We start from the raw sequence: 17,145 nt of genomic DNA, 5'->3' as shown, positions 1-17,145 counted from the left end.
CAACTCGGCATTAGGGCAGAGGGGTTGGGGTGACGGCATGAGCGACGGATTGCGGCTGTACCGGGCACGGCCGGGCGGGCGGTCGTTCCGGCCGGCCACCCGACGGCTCCCGCTGGGAGCGTCGCTGGCGCTGGCGTTGGGCGGGGCGGCCGGGTTGGTGCCGGCGCTGGCGCTGCTCGGGGAGCAGCGGGCGACCTGGTTCGCCCTGGGCGCCTTCGCGGTCGGTTGTGCGGTGCTCGGGGCCAACTCCCGGCCGTCGGCCGCCCCGTTGATCGCCGGAGCGGCCTGGCTGTTCTTCAACGGCTTCGTGATCCACCGGCACGCCGTGCTGGGCTGGTCGAGCACCGGCGGCGAGTGCGCCAGGCTCGGCCTGTTCTGCTCGGTGGCGCTGATCGCCGCCCTGCCCGCCGTCTGGCCCCGCCGGACGGTCCGGACCCTGCCGGTCGTCCTGCCGGAACCGCTGCCGCCGTCGTAGCGGTGGTGCCCGGCGGGGCCGACCGGTCTGCGGTCTGCACGCCGGGCGCACGCGGTGGGTGCCGGGGCGGGCACGCGGGTACGGGGGAGGCCAGGGCCACGGACGGTTCGGCCACCGTTCACGGGCCAACCACCTGTTGGTGGTGGGCCATTCGGCGGAGGCGAGCACTGTCATGCCCGCCCCGACGCCATCGACCTCCCCCAGGATGGAAACCGTGACCTCACCGCTCGCCGGCCTCCGGCTCCGCCGCATCGTCCCGTCGCTCGCCGCCGCAGGCGCGCTGGCCGCCGGAGTCCTGACCGCCGCCCCCGCCCAGGCGGCCCCGGCGGACGACATCCGGATCAACGAGGTGGTGACCACCGGGAGCGTCAACGACTCGATCGAGCTCTACAACAAGGGCACGGCCACGGTCGACGTCTCCGGCTGGGTGCTCAAGGACGACAGTTCCTCGTCCAACTACACGATCGCCTCCGGCACCACGCTGGCCCCGGGCGGCTTCCGGGCCTTCGACGTCTCCGGCTCCTTCGGTCTCGGCTCCAGCGACAAGGCCCGCCTCTACCTGCCGGGCGGCTCCACCCTGGTGGACAGCTACACCTGGAGCAGCCACTCGGCGCCGTCCTGGTCGCGCTGCGCCGACGGTACCGGTGCCTTCAAGTCGGCTGCGGTGACGCTCGGTTCGGCCAACGCCTGCGGCGGCTCCGGCGGCAGCCCGACCACCCCGGTGGCCTGGCCCGGCAGCAGCACCGTCGCCAACGCCGACGGCTCCAACGTCTTCGGCTCCGACCTCAGCGGCCTCGCCCTGGAGGGCAGCGGCGTCCTCTGGGGCGCCCAGAACTCCGGCAAGCTCTGGCGGCTGGTGCCCAACGGCTCCGGCGGCTGGAAGCCCGACACCGCGAACGGCTGGACGTCCGGCAAGACCCTGCGCTTCACCAACGGCTCCGGCGCTCCCGACGCCGAGGGCGTGGCCCTCACCTCGGCCGGCGCGGCGGGCGGCGTCTTCGTCTCCAGCGAGCGCGACGGCTCCGGCAGCAGCCGGCTCTCGGTGCTGCGCTACGACGTCTCCGGTTCCTCCTCCTCGCTGACCGCGACCAAGGAGTGGAACCTGACCGCGAGCCTGCCCTCGGTCGGTGCCAACGCCGGCCTGGAGGCGATCACCTGGGTGCCGGACTCGGCCCTGACCGCGGCCGGCTTCAAGGACGCCGCGACCGGCGCCGCGTACGACCCGGCCGGCTACGGCGCGCACACCGGCGGCGTCTTCTTCGTCGGCCTGGAGGGCAACGGCACGGTCTACGGCTTCGTGCTCCAGGACTCCGGCACCTTCACCAAGGTGGCCACCGTCAGTTCCGGCATGAGCGGCGTGATGGAGCTGGAGTGGGAGCCGCAGGCCAACCGCCTCTGGGTGGTCTGCGACGACACCTGCAGCGGCCAGCACCGCACCTTCGCGGTGAACGCCTCCGGTGCCCTCGCCGTCACGGCCACCTACAACCGGCCGACCGGCATGTCCAACCTGAACAACGAGGGCTTCGCGGTGGCGGGCGCGGCCGAGTGCGTCGGCGGCTCCAAGCCGGTGTACTGGTCGGACGACTCCAACACCAGCGGCCACGCCATCCGCAAGGGCAGCATCACCTGCTGACGCCCCACCAGCGACTGGCGCTCCGGCCCGGTCTGACACTCCGTCGGACCTGACGCTGCGGCCCCGCCCCTCGCATCGGGGGCGGGGCCGCAGCTCCGCGCTGCTCCGTTCCAACCCGCCCGGTCAGCGGGCCGGGCGCACCGGGTGCTTGCTGAGGATGGAGACCCGGTTGAAGGCGTTGATGGTGACCGCCACCCAGGCCACCGCCGAGATCTGCTGCTCCGTCAGGACCGCAGCGGCCTCGCGGTAAGCGCTTTCCTGCAGGACCGCGTCGGCCGGCAGGGTGGTCGCCTCGGCCAGCGCGAGTGCAGCCCGCTCGTGGGCGGTGAACAGCGCGGTGTCCCGCCAGGCCGGCAGCACGCCGAGGCGCTGGGTGCTCTCGCCCTCCTGGAGCGCGGCCTTGGTGTGCACGTCCAGGCAGTACGCGCAGCCGTTCAGCTGGGAGACCCGGAGGTTGACCAGCTCCACCAGCCGCCGGTCCAGCCCCGCTTCGGCCGCCGCCACCCGGACCGCCTCGGCCGTGCCGCGCAGGGCGCGGAACGGCTCGGGGTGCTGCTTGTCGACGAAGACTCGCCGGGGTGTTGCCGGGGCCGTGGCCGCGTCGATCGTCGTACCGCTCATCTGGACTCCTCCGGGTCGTCAGGTGATCATCACCGATCCTCCCATGGCATAATAGTTGAATCCGAAACCATCGGGGTCAACGGGAGGAACTGCCATGGACTATGTCGAGATCGGCCGCACGACCGTCGAGGTCCTGCCCGTACGGGACGTCCCGCTCGGTGGTCCTAGGGCGATGACGGTGCGTCGCACCCTCCCGCAGCGGGCCCGCACCCTGATCGGCGCCTGGTGCTTCGTCGACCACTACGGCCCCGACGACGTCGCGGACACCGGCGGCATGGACGTCGCGCCGCACCCGCACACCGGCCTGCAGACCGTCAGTTGGCTCTTCACCGGCGAGATCGAGCACCGGGACAGCCTCGGCGTGCACGCCTTCGTCCGCCCCGGCGAGCTCAACCTGATGACCGGCGGCCACGGCATCAGCCACTCCGAGGTCTCCACTCCCTCGACCACCGTCCTGCACGGCGTCCAGCTCTGGGTCGCCCTGCCCGACGCACACCGCCACGCCCCGAGGGACTTCCAGCACCACGCCCCGAGCGCCGTCCCGCTCCCCGGCGGCGCCGGCGAAGCCCGGGTCTTCCTCGGCACCCTGGCCGGCGACACCTCGCCCGTCACCACCTTCACCCCGCTGCTCGGCGCCGAGCTCACCCTCCGCCCCGGTGCCACCGTCACCCTCGCGGTCGACCCCTCCCACGAGCTCGGCCTCCTCGTCGACCGGGGCGCCGTACAGCTCGCCGGCACCACCCTCGCCCCCGCCGATCTTGGCTACCTCCCCCCGGGCGGCAGCGAGTTGACCCTCACCAACACCGCCGACACCGACGCCGTCGCCGTCCTGATCGGCGGCCCGCCGTTCGGCGAGGAGATCGTCATGTGGTGGAACTTCATCGGCCGTACCGACGCGGACATCCGCCAGGCCCGGGAGGACTGGGAGCACGGCGACCGCTTCGGCGAGGTCCACGGCTACCCGGGTGGGCGGCTTCCGGCGCCGGAGCTGCCGAACGTGCCCTTGAAGCCGCGCGGCCGGGCGTTCTGACCGCTGACCGGACGTTCCCTCACCTCAGCTGATCCGACGCCCGTGGCGCGCGGGCGGTGAGTGCAGCGGTCGTGCGAGGGCGTGCTCGGCGACGGGCCAGGAACGGTTCGGGTGCTTCTCCGGTCGCAGGTGGCCGCCGCAAACAAGCCCGGTGGCCGGTTCGTCGCTCGCCCGTGAAACGGCGTGCCGCCGCTGGAGACGGGGGACACCGGAGGCGGTGCGTTGGGCCCTCTGATACGACACGCCACGTGGTGCGGGTGGCGGGACGGCGATGAAGCGTGCGCCGCCCGGGGCCGGGAGGCGGATCGGGTGAGCGCTCCCCTTGCCCGGCGGTGGCTCCTGTCCGGCCGACAGAGGGTCAGAAGAGCTGCCCGAAAGGGCAGTTCGCACGTCAGGGCATGGACGCGGACTGGTTCGCGTGGATAGCGTTCGGGCGTTGCCGGATTTGCGAGCTTCATCCCGAGGGGCGGTCGGCAGCACGGGGGAGTGACGGCCGCTGCGATGGCGGTGGTGCTGTCCGCACAGGCCGAGCCGCTCCGGGCTCGGGGCGTCGTCAGGATCATGAAGGTGGATTCCATCGAAACCCCGTTGTCCGAACTGCCGGACGCAGGGGCCCGGCTCCGTGCCCGCCGTCCGGTGCGGTGACCGTTGCCGGCACGGGCGATTCCACGTCCCGTCCCGCAGGATCGGCCGACGAGCCGGAGGCGAGGGTTGCCCCACTCCCGGCACGGTCCGGTGCAGTGACTCCCATGAGAGAACACCTGAGAGGAACCATGAAGAGTTCGACGAGGACCGCCCTCACCGCAGGCGCGGGGACGCTGGCCTTCGCGGCCGTGTTCGTGGCGGCGGCCATCCCGGCCTCCGCAGCCACGTACAAGGGCAGGGCCACCTCCTACGCGCCCGGACTCAACGAGTGCGGGACGGTGGATTCCCCCGGGGACTTCATCGTGGCGGTCAGCTCGCAGATGTTCGGTAACGGCTCGGTGTGCTTCTCGACGGTCCGCATCACGTACAACGGCCGCACTGCGACCGCGAAGGTGACCGATCGGGCGCCGGGCGCGGGAGTCAACGACCTCGACATGTCCCCGGCGCTGTTCAAGCACTTCGCCGGCCAGGGCCAGAACGTGCTCTCCGGCGTCAGCTGGTCCTTCACGGACTCCAAGCCCACGCCCGGCGGGACCACGAAGGCTCCGACGCCGAAGCCGAACGGGACCACGAAGGCGCCCACGCCGAAGCCCACCAAGCCCACCAAGCCCACCAAGGCTCCGACGCCGAAGCCGACCAGGACCACCAAGGCACCCACGCCGAACCCGACCAGGACCACCAAGGCACCCACGCCGAACCCCAGCTCGACGGCCCACGGGTCCGCGCTCGGCTGACCCCCGCCCTCGCGGAGCGGGCGGGGTGTCCGCGACCCCAGCGAACGGCGGCGACCGACCCCCGCTCACGCAGGGAGGACCCGTGGCCCCGCCCTCGTCCCGGCTCCCGCCGTCCTCCCATCACCACGCCCGGCCGTTTCGGAGTGCCAGTCTCCTACCCAGGTCTCGAAGTACGGGGCCGTCGCCGATTCCTATGGGGGCGGCCCCGAACTCGGACGCGAGCCGGACCTGACCGCGGCAGGGACCCACGGTCACCGGGAGCCAGAACTGCGGCCCGGCCCCGTCGAGTTGGAGCACCCTCCGGTGTCACGGGGCGAGTGGGACGCGTCCTGGTACGGACCGCCGCGCAGCAGGTGCGGAGGCATCGGAACCAGGCTCTGGATGCACCCGGCCCCGGGTGGGTGGCCGATGGTCACCGTGGCGGCGGGGGAGGCGCCGAGGCTGCCGCTTCGAGTGCGTCGGGAACGGCCGGGGCCCGCCGGACGGCCGACCCGCAGGTGTCGTGCCGCTGCCCGACCGCAGGGACGGCGCCCGACGTATCCTCCCCCGAAGCGCCGGAGGTGCCGTCATCCCGCAGCCGACGCCGTCGCCGTCCGAAGGCGCGTCAGGTGGTGGGCGAGGCCGGAGTCGAACCGGCACAGCCGAAGCGGGGGCTTTACAGGCCCTTGGGCTCTCCAATGCCCAGCTCGCCCTTGGCGGAGGAAGTGTGGGGTCGAACCCATGCGGGTGCTTGCGCGTCCCGACGGCTCTCAAGACCGCGGTCGGCGTCCGTCCCTCCGTGAACTGCCTTGTGCTGCGCTGCCGGACGAGGATTCGAACCCCGAACTTCCCGATCCAGAGTCCGCAACTCCGCCAATTGGCTAGGTCCCGTTCACTCCACCCAGGTCCACCCGAATCCACAATCATGCAGGTCAGCTGCTACAAGCCGTCTATGTGCGTCCACGGTTGGCCACCCCGATCTACCCAGGTAGCAGGCGGCGAAATCCCCGCTTGATCCCCGCACCGTCCCCGCTCAGCGGGCAAGACCGGATGATGAAGCAGGTCGCGAACGGTGACCAGGGTCGACGTGAGAGAGGATTCTCGGCATCATCGGATCTTCCAACCGTGGGACGCCTGTCAACTTCCCCCTGGTTGAGCCGATTTCGACCCTACCTGACGACCAGTGATCCGACGAAGGAACGCTGCCGGCATCCGTGGCTGGTCGTTGGCGACGGTGGCGCACTACTCGGAAGGTGAAGGGCAACACAGTCGGATAGGCACCGTCAGCGTGGTTCCTCGAGGCCGGGCAACTGCAGGGGCGTCACCGTCAAGGGCCTCTGCTCATCTGGCCACTTGTCGGGCATGAACAGCCGGAAATTCTCACCGTCCCGAGGGACGAGTCGCAGTTGCTGGCCATTGGCTCGGCCTGCGGTCAGTGCCGCGAGCGCAGCCTCGTAGCCGTTCACGTCGACCTGGGTGTGGAACATGCATACCCGGCCAAGAGAAAGGGTACGTCCGGCGAATTCCACGTAGAAGTCGTCCCTCTCGGCCCGCATCGCGCGTGGTCCGGCAGCGAGCGCACCTCGGAGCTCATCACCGTCCGTACCGTTGAGGGTCATGCTGATCTCGCTCATCCCGGGGTACGCCACGCAGTGGCCTTCGATGAGTTTGCGGGCGACGCGGAGGTTGATCCGTTCGTGCGTGCTGGTGCGCTCAGGGATGGCGAAGATCTGGCCGGTGTGCCGCTGCACGATGCTGAGATCCTCAACGAGAGCGTGGAGACGAGCGCGAAGAGCTGCTTCGTCAGGATCGAGCGGCCCGAAGGTGCGGCCGCTGCAGAACACCGCTCCCTGATAAGCCAGTTCGAAGCGCTGATGCGAGTGCAGGAGCTCGTCGATGGCGAACGCGAACAGTGCGGTGGAGGGCAGGGCACCTGCCAGCTTGCTGTCGGCGTGCAGAGTCGGGGAGGAGCCATCGTGGGGTGATGTGAAGGTGAGGGTTACCAGGTTGTGGAATCCGACGATCAGTGACTGCCCCTGGTCGCCGCGGCCGTGATGCTTCAAGATGCCTTCGAAGGAGCCGGCTATGCGACCGTGCTCGTCCAGGAATCGCAAGTCAACTTGGCTGGAGGGGACATCGCTTGGCAGCGGTTCCCAGCTGACCTCGATGTCTTCGAGGGTCTCCGCGAGCCACGGTGGGCCGATGACGGTGAGGCTCTCCACCACCTCCCGGGGGAGGGTGAATCGCTCGGGAAGACCGAATCCGACTGCTCGCTGGAACGCCGCCGTGAGCTCTGGCGTGGCCCGGTCCCAGCGTCCACGGAGGTGTATTTCCACAGGGCTGACCTCGGCAGCACGCGGATGCTTGGCACGCAGGTGTCGGAACACCTCTCCTCTCCGATACTCGAAGTCGAACCGCCAGTCCGGGTCAGCTCGGTCGGCGATGCTTCCGAGGGCCTGGACCCGGTCCGAGAGCTCGGCGGCGTTGGCGGGTAGAACGCTGGCCTGGATGAACGCCTTGGTGGCGTGGTCTCGGTGGCGGTCCTGATCGAAGTAGCCGTCCAGATCGGGAAACGCGGCCATGCCACCGTCGAGTTCGGCGCGTCCCATCACGGATACCTTCACAGGGCGCCCAGCGGCCAATCCGTCGATGAACTTCCGCTCCGAGGCGGTGAGATTGCAGGGGACGACAAGTGTCCACTGCAACGGCTGGAGCTCCATGGCCCTGTCGAAGGAGGACTGGATGGATGCGCGGCGCTTCTTGAAGGTGCTACTCGGGAAGCCGTCCGGGTAGTACTTCAGTTGGAAGATTCGCCTCCTACCGCCCTGGACGACCTCGAAGTCACGCCCGCCGTCCCCGCCGCGCCCGTCGATGGGGCGTACCTCGTCAGCTTCTGCGTAGGTGCGAAGCAGCAGCACCTCTACAACCCGGTCGAACTGCGGTTGGCCGATGAAGTCCCACTCGATCGTGACGTCACACTCCTCAGAACGAAGCTGTGGACTCATCTTGCCACCTAGGGAGGACAGTTGGCTGGGGTCTGCGGTGCGTGGCGCGACCGCAGACCCCAGCTAGCGGGATGCCAGAGGTCAGCGACGGCCGTGGGCCGGCGGAGTAGGGATGGAGCCGACCTCTGGCCGCGGGGGACTCCAGGAAGAATCGGGTCAGGCTGCGGCTCGGTGCTCGTTCGAAGTCGGGATGACGCCGAGCGCACGGGCATCCCGAAGCGCTTGGGCGAAGGAACCCCTTACGGCTTCGCGATCAGTGCCGTGTGCGGTGACTTCGATCGGTCCCAGTCGTCCGAGTGGGGTCTCGATTCTGGTGACCGTGGCCAGTTCGGTGAACAGCTCGCGTTCGAACTCCCAAGCGACTCCGGTGCTGAGCGGGAATCGGAGCACGGTGCTGGTACGGCGGTCGATGAGGGCTATCAGGCAGTGGATGACCTTGTACCGAGGAGGGCGATCCCATAGCCGGCCAGTTCCGTCCCACGACACCGTGTCCGTCGGCATCTCTGCTGTAGACGCTCCGTTCCGGCGCTCGCTGGAGATGGAGTTCCACGTCGTGATGGTGGTCTCTGCGTCTTCCCTCCCCTGGATGGCGACCTGGATTCCGCCCAGGCGGACGACGTATGCCTGCACGGCGTTGTCGGTCGGGCGCCGGTTCTTCATTGGGACCAGCGCGGCGGCCTTCTCCGCGCTGTCCCTGTCCAGGGCGGGAAGGACGGAGGTGTAGGTGTCGGCGGTCATCGCGATCGTTGAGTGGCCGAGCACCTCCTGCACGACCTTGAGGTCGGCGCCGGCCCCGAGGAGCAGGGTGGCCGCGAGGTGGCGGAGATCGTGCAGACGCACGGGCGGCAGGCCGATGCGTGTGTAGAGCCGTTCGAAGCGGTCGGTGAGGTAGTTCGGGTTGATCTCGGCGCCGTCCTCGCGGATGAAGACTGAGTCGGTCTCAGGCCAGGGCAGTCCGGCGTTGGCGGCTTCCTTGCGGGCTTCGTCCATGCGGTCGAAGTGGTCGCGCAACTCTTGCAGGGTGTGGCTGTCGAGGGCGATGGTGCGGACGCTGTCGGCCTTCGGCGTCTTGCCCATTGGTGCGCCGTCGACGGTGACGATCTGCCAGTCCACGGTGATCAGAGCCGTTTCGAGACTGGTCTTCGACTTCTGCAGGCCAGCCCCTTCACCGCGACGAAGACCGCGGAAGATCGCCAGGTGCCAGTAGGCACGGAGCCAGTCGTTCTCGATCGCATCGAGAAACACGCCGGCCTGCTCGGGGGTCCACACCATCACCTTGGAGGGCTTCTCGCCGGTTCGATTCCATGCTGCGACCCGTTCGGGAGTCCACAGCAGAGCCTTCGGCCGTTTGCCGGACGGCAGCTCGACGAGGCTTGCCCAGTTCTTGCTGATGCGCTCTTCGCGAGCCGCCTGGGTGAGAGCGGATCGCAGAGTTGCGCGGATGCGGTGCATCGAGGCCGGCGAGACCACTCGCATCTGCGGGTGCGGTGCGCGGCTCGGAATTTCGGGTGCTGGGACAGCAGGAGGTAGGGCGTTCGCCTTCGGCCGCCCGGGCTTGCGGCCGTACTGGGCCTTCCACACCGCGTACTGCGCACGGGCGTTGGCGACCATGGCCAGTTCGTACTCGATGACGAGGTTGCGTGCCTCGATCGCGTCGAACATGTCCCGGATTGGGCCGGCTGTCAGGTCCTCCAGCTTGATGTTGCCGAGCGCGGGGATCAGGTAGCTGCGGATGTGGCCGGAATAGGAGCTGAGGGTCGTCTTCTCGAGAGCCTTGCGTCCGGCGAGCCACTTGGTCAGGAACTCGCCGACGGTGGTGCGGTGGTCGATGACCTCCTTCCTGGCCTGTTGGCTGATGACCTTCGCAAGCGCTTCGAGGGCGGCGTCCTTGTCGGTGAAGCCGCCGCGGCGATCCTTGCGTTGCTTGCCGTCCGGGCCTGGTTCGAGGTTGATGTAGTACCACCAAGTGCCGTGGGCCTTCTTGCCGCTGAGCTTCGGGCACTTGGCTCCGAGCTCCCGCATCTTAGGCTTGCCCCGTGCGTCGAGGACCTGGTGGCCGTTGCCGTCGCGCACTGGTTCCCGGCACGAGCATCGGCGGTACACCGTCCCCTGGGTCTGGGGCCTGCTCATCGGACCGCCTTCGGCGGGTGCTGCAGCGTCATGCTCTCTCATCCAGTGCTCAGGCCCTGTGGGGGCTCGGGTCGGGTCTGGTCCACAGTCACCGGCCTGCGCTGATCGGGGCACAGGTTCTTTCGCTGGTGGCGGAGTTGGACACCGTAGGCACGGGATGCCGTTGGGGCGCGCCGAGGTGTTCTCGGCTCAGGCAGGAACGCGCTGGAGTGGGCGGGGATGGACGTGGGTGGACGGCTGGGCCCGAGGGAGGAAGGGGGCAGCCGTTGAATCGTCAGGTCGGGTGCATCGTGCCGTTGTTGTGGTGATGTCAGATATGTGTGGGGCAAGAACGCCATCTGCGAACTGCAAGCTCCCTGACCTGCGAAGTCATGGTCCTACGTGTACCTGTGGTGACCGACTAAGTACGTGGTGAGATCAGAGCGTTCGAAGGTGGACGGCGGGACGGAAACCCCCGGTCCAGGCCAATGTTCGGGCATGACGATGATGGATGACCGCCCCGTAGTGCCCGACCCGCGAGTGCAGCCGACGATGACCGTTCCGGAAGCCGGCCGGTTTCTGAGGCTGCAGAAGGCCGCGAGCTACAACGCCGCCAAGCGCGGCGAGATCCCGACGATCACCGTCGGCCGCCGGCTGCTCGTTCCCACCGCGCGGCTGCGCGAACTCCTGGGCATGGATCCCACCGCCGAGGGTTCCGTAGACGCCTCTGCCTGAGTGCCGACAGCCTCGTACAACTGCCGGACTGCGACCCCGGCACCATCCCCTGGTAGGAGACAACACCCATGGCCTGGTTTGCTGTTGGTGACAGCACCGACGACCACCGCAAGACCCTCGCGGCAGGCAACGCCGCGATGGGCCTGTGGGTTCGCTGCGGCGCCTACGCGAGCGCCCACCTCACCGACGGGGTGATTCCCGGACCCGTCGCGGCGAAGCTCGGCACCCCGACCCAGATCCGCAAGCTGCTGGCGGCCGAACTGTGGCACGAGGCCCGGCACGCCTGCCGGGCTTGCCCGCAGGTGAAGCAGGGCGACTTCGTGATGCACGGCTACCTGGAGGCGAACCCGTCCCGGCGGCAGGTCCTGGAGCGCCGAGAGCGCGCCGCCGAGAAGAAGCGCCAGCAGCGAGGCGGCGCGGCGAACGGTGATCAGCTGCCTGAACGCGCCGCCGCTGACGGCAACGACTCTGGTCAGAGCGGCGCGTCCCGGAGGGACGAACGGGTCCCTCGCGCGCGCCCGGCCCCTGCCCTCCCCTCCCGTAGGGAGGGGGCTGGTGTGGGTGTGCGTGCTGCGGGTGGTGGCGGCGCGCGCCGCCACCCGTTCCCGGAGAGCTTCGCGCCGGACGAGGCCGCCCTGCTCTGGGCCGACCACGAGGGGCACACCCACCGACTCGGCGGCCGGCCCGGACTTCAGGCGACCACGGAGGCGTTCGCGGACTGGCACCAGGGGCAGGGGACCCTCGCGTCGTCGTGGCAGGCGCTGTGGCGCAAGTGGGTCCGGGAGCAGCGCGCCTGCCCCACCCCGGCCGCCGTACCGGCGGCGCGCGAGCCCAGCCCCGGGGCCAGCAAGAGCACCGCGGCTGCCGCTGGGGTCTCGGTGGCCGAGCGGTTCGCGGGCATCGAGGCGCGGATCGCCGACGACGAGCCGGCGGCTCGGCCGCTCGCCTTGGTCGGCCCGTCGGCGGCGCACGCTCCCGGCCGCGAGCGCCAGGCGGTGATGCCCGGCCAGCGGCCCTTGATGGCCGCCGTACCGGGCGGCTGGGTGGACCCCGGGGACGTGCCGGACGTCGGCGCGGTGGTGGAGGCGATCGCCCTGCACGGCCAGGCCGCAGCGGTGGGCATGTTCGGCTGGCGCTCGGTGTCGGCGGTCCTGGCCGTGCCGCTTCCGGAATCCGTCGGACGGTGAACTGATGCTGCCTCGCCGAGGGTTGCGGCACTGCCGCCGCTGCGGAGCGCCGGTCCACTGGACGATCACGGCCGCCGGATCGCGGCTCGCGGTGGACGCCGAGCCGTCGTCCGCCGGCAACACCGCGGTCTACCGGGACGGCGTCGGAACGGTCCGCTCGCGCAGGCCGAACGAGGACCTGCCGGTGCTCTCCTACGAGCAACTGCACGTGCCGCACGTGGCGACCTGCCGTGGCCGGGCCGCCCGGGAGGCTGGCTGTCCGGCCGCCGCGAAAATCCGTGCCACGTAAAGGCCGTTGGAGTGCAACCATTCATCTCTTCGCACGTCAACCGCAGCAGGGACAGCAGTCTCCCGCGAAGTGTCGGCCAGCGGTACGGATCGGGTCGCCGACTGCGTTGTTCCTAGGCCGAGTTGGCGTGCTGGAGGGCAAGGAGGAGTGATACAGGTGGGATCGGAGAACTCTTACGCAGTGGTGCACGAGGCTCTGCACCGCTGGGGACGCGTGAGGGAGACCGACGGGGGATGGCTGGCGAGGTGTCCGGCCCATGATGACCGGCAGGGGTCGCTGCTGGTGCTGGCAGCGGGCGACGGGCGGGTGGAGCTCGACTGCCTGGGCGGCGGATGTGACTCCGAGGACATCGCGGCGGCTCTGCGGCTGAGTCCGCAGTACGTCGTGGTGCCCCCGCCCAGCTTCGACGAGGGGCCGGGGTGGATCTGGCCGGGCTGGGTGCCATCGGTCGGCATGACGCTGATCGACGGCGAGGACGGGGTGAGCGCGATGGCCGTGGCGCTCGATGTCGCCGCCCGTGCGTCGGCCGGCAGCGTGATGCCGGACGGGCAGCCGCTCTGCCGTGCCCGGAACGTTGCGGTTCTGACGGCTGCTCAGACGACGCCGGACACACAGCGGCTGCTCGCGAGCCTCGGTGCCGTGCCCGGCCGGACCGAGGTCATGGAGGTGCTCGGGCGCAGCGGGCGGCGCGGCCTGCGCCTGCCGTCGGACCTTGGGCAGTTGGAAGCGCGTGTGGGCGGCCGGCAGATCGAACTCCTTGTGGTGGACGTGATGCTGGTGACGCCCTACCGCACGCCCGTCGAACGGGCCCTTGGAGCGCTCGCGGAGCTGTCGCGGGCGACCGGGGCGGCGGTGCTCGCGGTGAGGGAGGCGTCCAAGCGGGCGGGCTGGCTGGCCTCCCGCCGTGCCGAGCAGGCGGCATCGTCGTGCAGCACCGAGGCCGTGCACCTGGCGGTGCGTTCGGACGACGCGATGGCGCTGGTTCCGGTGGCCAGCCAGTGGTGGAAGGTGATGGGCGGTCTGCAGTTCCGGCAGGCGCGGAGCCGGCCGGTGGTGTGGCAGAGCCGGTTCGCCCGGGGCCGGCAGGGAGCGATCGAGGCGGCCGACCAGTGCCGGATTCGACCGGCGAGCACCAGTGCCGAATCGTTTCTGCAAAGCCTTCTGGCCGCCGGGCCGGTGCCGGCTCGGGACGTGCTGGCCTCGGCACAGGCCGTCGGCCTGGCACCTCGGACGGTGCAGCGTGCCCGGCACCGGCTGGGTGTGGTTGCGACGAAGACGGCGCAGGGCTGGGTGCTGTCCCTGCCCGCGCCCCACTCGGGCCTGTAGGCCGGTGGCCCGGCCCGGAGCGGGCCGGGCCACCGGGGGCGATCAGGGGGTCGGCTTGATGCTCGGGCCGGAGGGCAGCGGCCCCCGGGAGCCGCTCGGGCTGGGCAGCAGGGTGATGGTCGGCGTGGGCTCCGGCGGGGCGGTGACGGTCACCGCCGGGGCTGCGACGACGTGGGTCGCGGTGGCGGTGACCGTCGCAGTGACGGTGACCGTCGGGGCGGCTTCGGTGACGGTGACGGTCGGGCCCGGCACGGCGGCGGCGGTGACAGTGGCCGGAAGTACCGTCGGCGCGGCGGGCTGGGCGGCGGTCGGCAGCAGCGGGGGAACCGGGGCGGTGGTGGGCTGCGTGGTGGGCTACAACACCGGGGCGGGGGCGACGTAGTAGGTGGCCGGTGCGGTCGGGGCAGGAGCGGTGGCCGGGGCGCGGGAGGCGAGGGTGGTGCCGGTGGTGAAGGCGGCGGTGACCGCGAGGGCGACGGCCGCGTGGCGGGCCGTGATGCGGCTGGTCCAGGACATGGTTGGGCTCATTGTGTCAGGGCCGGGGGTTCGCGGCCCCCGGCTGGCGGTACCAGCCTCGCAGAAAAGTGTCACGAGGTACATAAAACAGACTGTTGTTCTTTTCTGTGTTGGGGCCAGCCTCGGCGCGACACTGCGCCGACCGGCGGGCACCCTGGCGGGCCGACCACTCCCGAGCCGTCGGAGAGCCCGTGAAGCAGCCCCTCGCCCTGCCCGCCCCGCGCGCGTCCAAGAGCGGCCGGACCCTGTACCGGGACCTCGCGGCCTCACCCCCGGCGCTGCGCCGCCGGTTCTACGACGGCCTGTCGGCGAAGGACTGGAGCCAAGTGCTCGCCGCCGCCACGGCGGAGGCCGGCACCCCCTACGCGCTCTGGGCGGACGACCCGGTCGGCTTCGTGGAGGACGTCCTTGGCGAGAGCCAGTGGAGCCGCCAGCGCGAGATCCTCGACGCCCTGGTCAGCAACCGCCGGGTCGCCGTCCCCTCCTGCTTCGGCTCGGGGAAGACCCACATCGCCGCCAGAGCCGCCGTCTGGGCCTCCGTCGTCCACCCGCCCGGCACCTCCCTCACCGTCACGACCGCCACCCGGGCCCGCCAGGTGCAGCGGCAGATGTGGCCGCACATCCGGCAGATCGTCGCCCGCGCCGGCCTGCCCGGCGAAGTCGGCGTCACCCAGTGGAAGATGCCCGCCGGCAGCTCCGACGTGGTGGTCGCCTACGGCTTCTCCGCTCCGGACCACGACGAGTCGGCCGTCCAGGGCATCCACGCCCCGCGGCTGATGTTCATCGTGGACGAGGCGGGAGGCATCGGGCGCATCATCGGCTCAGCGATGCGCGGCGTCCTGACCGGCGAGCACACCCGGGCCCTGCTGATCGGCAACCCGCCCACCGACGACGAGGGTTCATGGTTCGAGCAGACCTGCGCCGACCCGACGGTGAAGGTCCTGCCGATCAGCGTCTACGACACCCCGCTGCTCTCCGGGGAGCGCACCCGAAGGTGCCGGTCCTGCCCTTCGCAGGCCCCCGCGCACCTGCTCGCCTCGCACCTGGTGGACAAGGAGTGGGTCGAGGACACCATCCGCGACCACGGCCCCGACGCACCGTTCGTCACCGCGAAGGTGCACGCGAAGTTCCCCCGTGGGGGCGCCGCCAGGGCGATCCCGTCGTCCTGGGTGGAGGCGGCGGCCGAAGCCCCCGAGCCCCAAGAGGCGGGGTACCGGGCGCTGGAGGACCTCGGCCTGGAGGGCGAGAACTCGCCGTTCCTGGTCAAGCCCGGGGCCTGGGTCCGGCTGGGGGTGGACGTCGCCGGGGCCGGCGGCGACGAGATGGTGATCGCGCGCTCCGTCGGCGACCTGGTCGAGCTTCGGCACACCTCGGCCGGGCAGGACAACGCGGACCCGATCACCGTGGCCGGCGTCATCCTGCGGGAGATCCAGGCGGCCCAGCGTCTGGCCGAGGCCCTCGGCACCCGGGTGCCCGTGCGGCTCAAGATCGACGCCATCGGCCTCGGGTGGGGCGTTGCTGGCCTGCTCGAAGCGTGGAGGAAGGAAGGAGTCCACCGCTCGGAGATCGTGGCGGTGATCGCCAGCGAGACACCCGGTCACGACGATGAGGCTGCGACGCTCCGGCCCGGTACCCGGCGGGACGAGATGTGGCTCGCCATCCGGGCGCTGCTCGCCCCCGGCCGTACGACGCTGCGCCTGCGGGTCGATCGCCGCACCCAGGCCCAGGTGTCCGCGCCGAAGCTCGGCACCGGCTCCACCGGCCGGACCGTCATCGAGTCGAAGCGGTCGATGCAGGCGCGGGGGGTCAGCTCCCCGGACCGGGCGGAGGCGATGCTGCTCGCCCTGTACGAGCCGCAGGAACGGCGTCGGAAGGTGCGGGTAGTTGCCTAGGCATGCCTAAATATCGATCAGGATTCCAGACAATTGGGACAAGGGGGTGGAAGGAATCTAGTGTGACCGACCTCACATTAAAAGGATTTGCCTTTTTCGGTTTCCTGGATATTGAATCGTTGACAAGTCAATGAGGCATATGCCAGTTGATCACCGGGGGGTCCTGGAATTGGCCGAACAGCGTCAAAGTCAGGGGGTGGCCGACAGGGGCGCCACGCGCATTTCCGTACCCCCCAGTCTGATCGACAGGGCAGACACGGCGGCGCCCCTGCCCCGCGCGGGAGGCGTCCAGGCCAACGGCGAGGATGCACGGAAAATGACTACAAGTCGAATTCCCTGCTCTCGTCGAGCCGCACGGAAGGGAATCGGAAATGACCGGGACGGTATCGGCCGAGCAGCAGCACGAATGGGTGATCGCCGCCTACGTGCCAGTCGATGCACAAGGCGCCGCCTACGCACGCCGACGCGGCGTTTACCGCGTCCCCGCGACGACAAAGGTGTCGTCCACCGAAGTCATCTGCATTCACTGCCGCCTGCCCTACGACGTGGCCCTCCATGCCGAATGCCCCGGCTCCGACCCCAACCTGCACGGCGGCCCCGTCGGCACCCGCAAGCGCCGCCCCGCCGCCAGCCCCACCCCCCAAGCCGCCGCCGGCTGACCCGGCAGCACCACCTCAATGAGGGGGTGCCCGGGCGGCCAAGGGGGCCCGCGTGAGCGCCACCCCCAGCGCCCGGCCCCCAACCCAGCAATCACACCGGGACGCTAACCCCCGGCCCTGCCTAGCCTGCCTGCTGTGACGACATCCGGCAGGACCGACCCGCAGGCCAGCACCGACGTGGCGCCCCCCCCCCCCCCCCCGGGGGGGCGCCGGCCCCCCCCCCCCCCGCGCCGCCCCCCCCCCCCCCCCCCCCACCCCCCCCCCCACCCCCCCCCCCCCCCCCCCCCCCCCCCCCCCCCCCCCCCCCCCT

The 17,145-nt window shown here is 70.7% G+C and carries 15 protein-coding genes and 1 tRNA gene; 10 read left to right on the top strand and 6 right to left on the bottom strand.

Going from position 1 to position 17,145, the window contains the following annotated elements; genetic code table 11:
- Window positions 1-37: 37 nt before the first annotated feature.
- Window positions 38-475: a hypothetical protein gene (locus tag ACIRBX_RS25465; RefSeq protein ID WP_402299772.1), complete on the top strand. Its 438-nt coding sequence runs from the start codon at window positions 38-40 to the stop codon at window positions 473-475.
- 205 nt (window positions 476-680) lie between these two features.
- Window positions 681-2,108, top strand: coding sequence for a lamin tail domain-containing protein (locus ACIRBX_RS25460; RefSeq protein ID WP_402299771.1), 1,428 nt, complete (start codon window positions 681-683; stop codon window positions 2,106-2,108).
- Between the two features lie 123 nt (window positions 2,109-2,231).
- Here the strand turns inward: ACIRBX_RS25460 and ACIRBX_RS25455 are convergent, their stop codons facing one another.
- Complete coding sequence (locus ACIRBX_RS25455) at window positions 2,232-2,729, bottom strand: carboxymuconolactone decarboxylase family protein (protein WP_402299768.1); 498 nt, start codon at window positions 2,727-2,729, stop codon at window positions 2,232-2,234.
- A 94-nt stretch (window positions 2,730-2,823) separates the two neighbouring features.
- Here ACIRBX_RS25455 and ACIRBX_RS25450 point away from each other — a divergent pair, with 94 nt between their 5' ends.
- On the top strand, window positions 2,824-3,759 hold the full coding sequence (locus ACIRBX_RS25450) for a pirin family protein (protein WP_402299766.1): 936 nt from the start codon (window positions 2,824-2,826) through the stop codon (window positions 3,757-3,759).
- A 773-nt stretch (window positions 3,760-4,532) separates the two neighbouring features.
- Window positions 4,533-5,138 (top strand): RlpA-like double-psi beta-barrel domain-containing protein, encoded by a 606-nt coding sequence (locus ACIRBX_RS25445; protein WP_402299764.1) that lies wholly within the window; start codon window positions 4,533-4,535, stop codon window positions 5,136-5,138.
- A 609-nt stretch (window positions 5,139-5,747) separates the two neighbouring features.
- On the opposite strand, the gene ACIRBX_RS25440 is transcribed toward ACIRBX_RS25445, so the two are convergent.
- The 3 genes from ACIRBX_RS25440 to ACIRBX_RS25430 all read right to left on the bottom strand — a co-directional run bounded on the left by ACIRBX_RS25440 (window position 5,748) and on the right by ACIRBX_RS25430 (window position 10,195).
- Window positions 5,748-5,830 (bottom strand) — tRNA-Tyr (locus ACIRBX_RS25440).
- Between the two features lie 570 nt (window positions 5,831-6,400).
- Window positions 6,401-8,122: a hypothetical protein gene (locus tag ACIRBX_RS25435; RefSeq protein ID WP_402299763.1), complete on the bottom strand. Its 1,722-nt coding sequence runs from the start codon at window positions 8,120-8,122 to the stop codon at window positions 6,401-6,403.
- 156 nt (window positions 8,123-8,278) lie between these two features.
- Window positions 8,279-10,195, bottom strand: a complete 1,917-nt coding sequence (locus ACIRBX_RS25430; RefSeq protein ID WP_402299761.1) for a tyrosine-type recombinase/integrase — start codon at window positions 10,193-10,195, stop codon at window positions 8,279-8,281.
- Between the two features lie 534 nt (window positions 10,196-10,729).
- On the opposite strand from ACIRBX_RS25430, the gene ACIRBX_RS25425 reads away from it, so the two are divergent.
- The 4 genes from ACIRBX_RS25425 (at window position 10,730) to ACIRBX_RS25410 (ending at window position 13,768) form a co-directional block, all read left to right on the top strand.
- Entirely contained in the window at window positions 10,730-10,966 is a 237-nt protein-coding gene (locus ACIRBX_RS25425; protein ID WP_402299759.1) for a helix-turn-helix domain-containing protein, read from the top strand.
- A 68-nt stretch (window positions 10,967-11,034) separates the two neighbouring features.
- On the top strand, window positions 11,035-12,153 hold the full coding sequence (locus ACIRBX_RS25420) for a hypothetical protein (RefSeq protein ID WP_402299756.1): 1,119 nt from the start codon (window positions 11,035-11,037) through the stop codon (window positions 12,151-12,153).
- A 4-nt stretch (window positions 12,154-12,157) separates the two neighbouring features.
- Window positions 12,158-12,442: a hypothetical protein gene (locus ACIRBX_RS25415; protein ID WP_402299754.1), complete on the top strand. Its 285-nt coding sequence runs from the start codon at window positions 12,158-12,160 to the stop codon at window positions 12,440-12,442.
- A 156-nt stretch (window positions 12,443-12,598) separates the two neighbouring features.
- Window positions 12,599-13,768: a hypothetical protein gene (locus ACIRBX_RS25410; RefSeq protein WP_402299753.1), complete on the top strand. Its 1,170-nt coding sequence runs from the start codon at window positions 12,599-12,601 to the stop codon at window positions 13,766-13,768.
- Window positions 13,769-13,810: 42 nt separating this feature from the next.
- On the opposite strand, the gene ACIRBX_RS25405 is transcribed toward ACIRBX_RS25410, so the two are convergent.
- Both ACIRBX_RS25405 and ACIRBX_RS25400 read right to left on the bottom strand, forming a co-directional pair.
- The gene (locus ACIRBX_RS25405) at window positions 13,811-14,020 is read right to left on the bottom strand and encodes a hypothetical protein (RefSeq protein WP_402299750.1); all 210 of its coding nucleotides are present in this window, start codon (window positions 14,018-14,020) and stop codon (window positions 13,811-13,813) included.
- A gap of 102 nt (window positions 14,021-14,122) precedes the next feature.
- Window positions 14,123-14,284 (bottom strand): hypothetical protein, encoded by a 162-nt coding sequence (locus ACIRBX_RS25400; protein ID WP_402299748.1) that lies wholly within the window; start codon window positions 14,282-14,284, stop codon window positions 14,123-14,125.
- Between the two features lie 191 nt (window positions 14,285-14,475).
- Between ACIRBX_RS25400 and ACIRBX_RS25395 the strand changes: the two genes are divergently transcribed.
- Window positions 14,476-16,176: a DEAD/DEAH box helicase family protein gene (locus ACIRBX_RS25395; protein ID WP_402299746.1), complete on the top strand. Its 1,701-nt coding sequence runs from the start codon at window positions 14,476-14,478 to the stop codon at window positions 16,174-16,176.
- A gap of 371 nt (window positions 16,177-16,547) precedes the next feature.
- Complete coding sequence (locus ACIRBX_RS25390; RefSeq protein WP_402299745.1) at window positions 16,548-16,835, top strand: hypothetical protein; 288 nt, start codon at window positions 16,548-16,550, stop codon at window positions 16,833-16,835.
- Window positions 16,836-17,145: the final 310 nt, after the last annotated feature.

The organism is Kitasatospora sp. NPDC096147, assembly GCF_044763225.1.
Classification (GTDB): Bacteria; Actinomycetota; Actinomycetes; order Streptomycetales; family Streptomycetaceae; genus Kitasatospora.
This window is presented reverse-complemented; position numbering and strand designations above follow the sequence as displayed.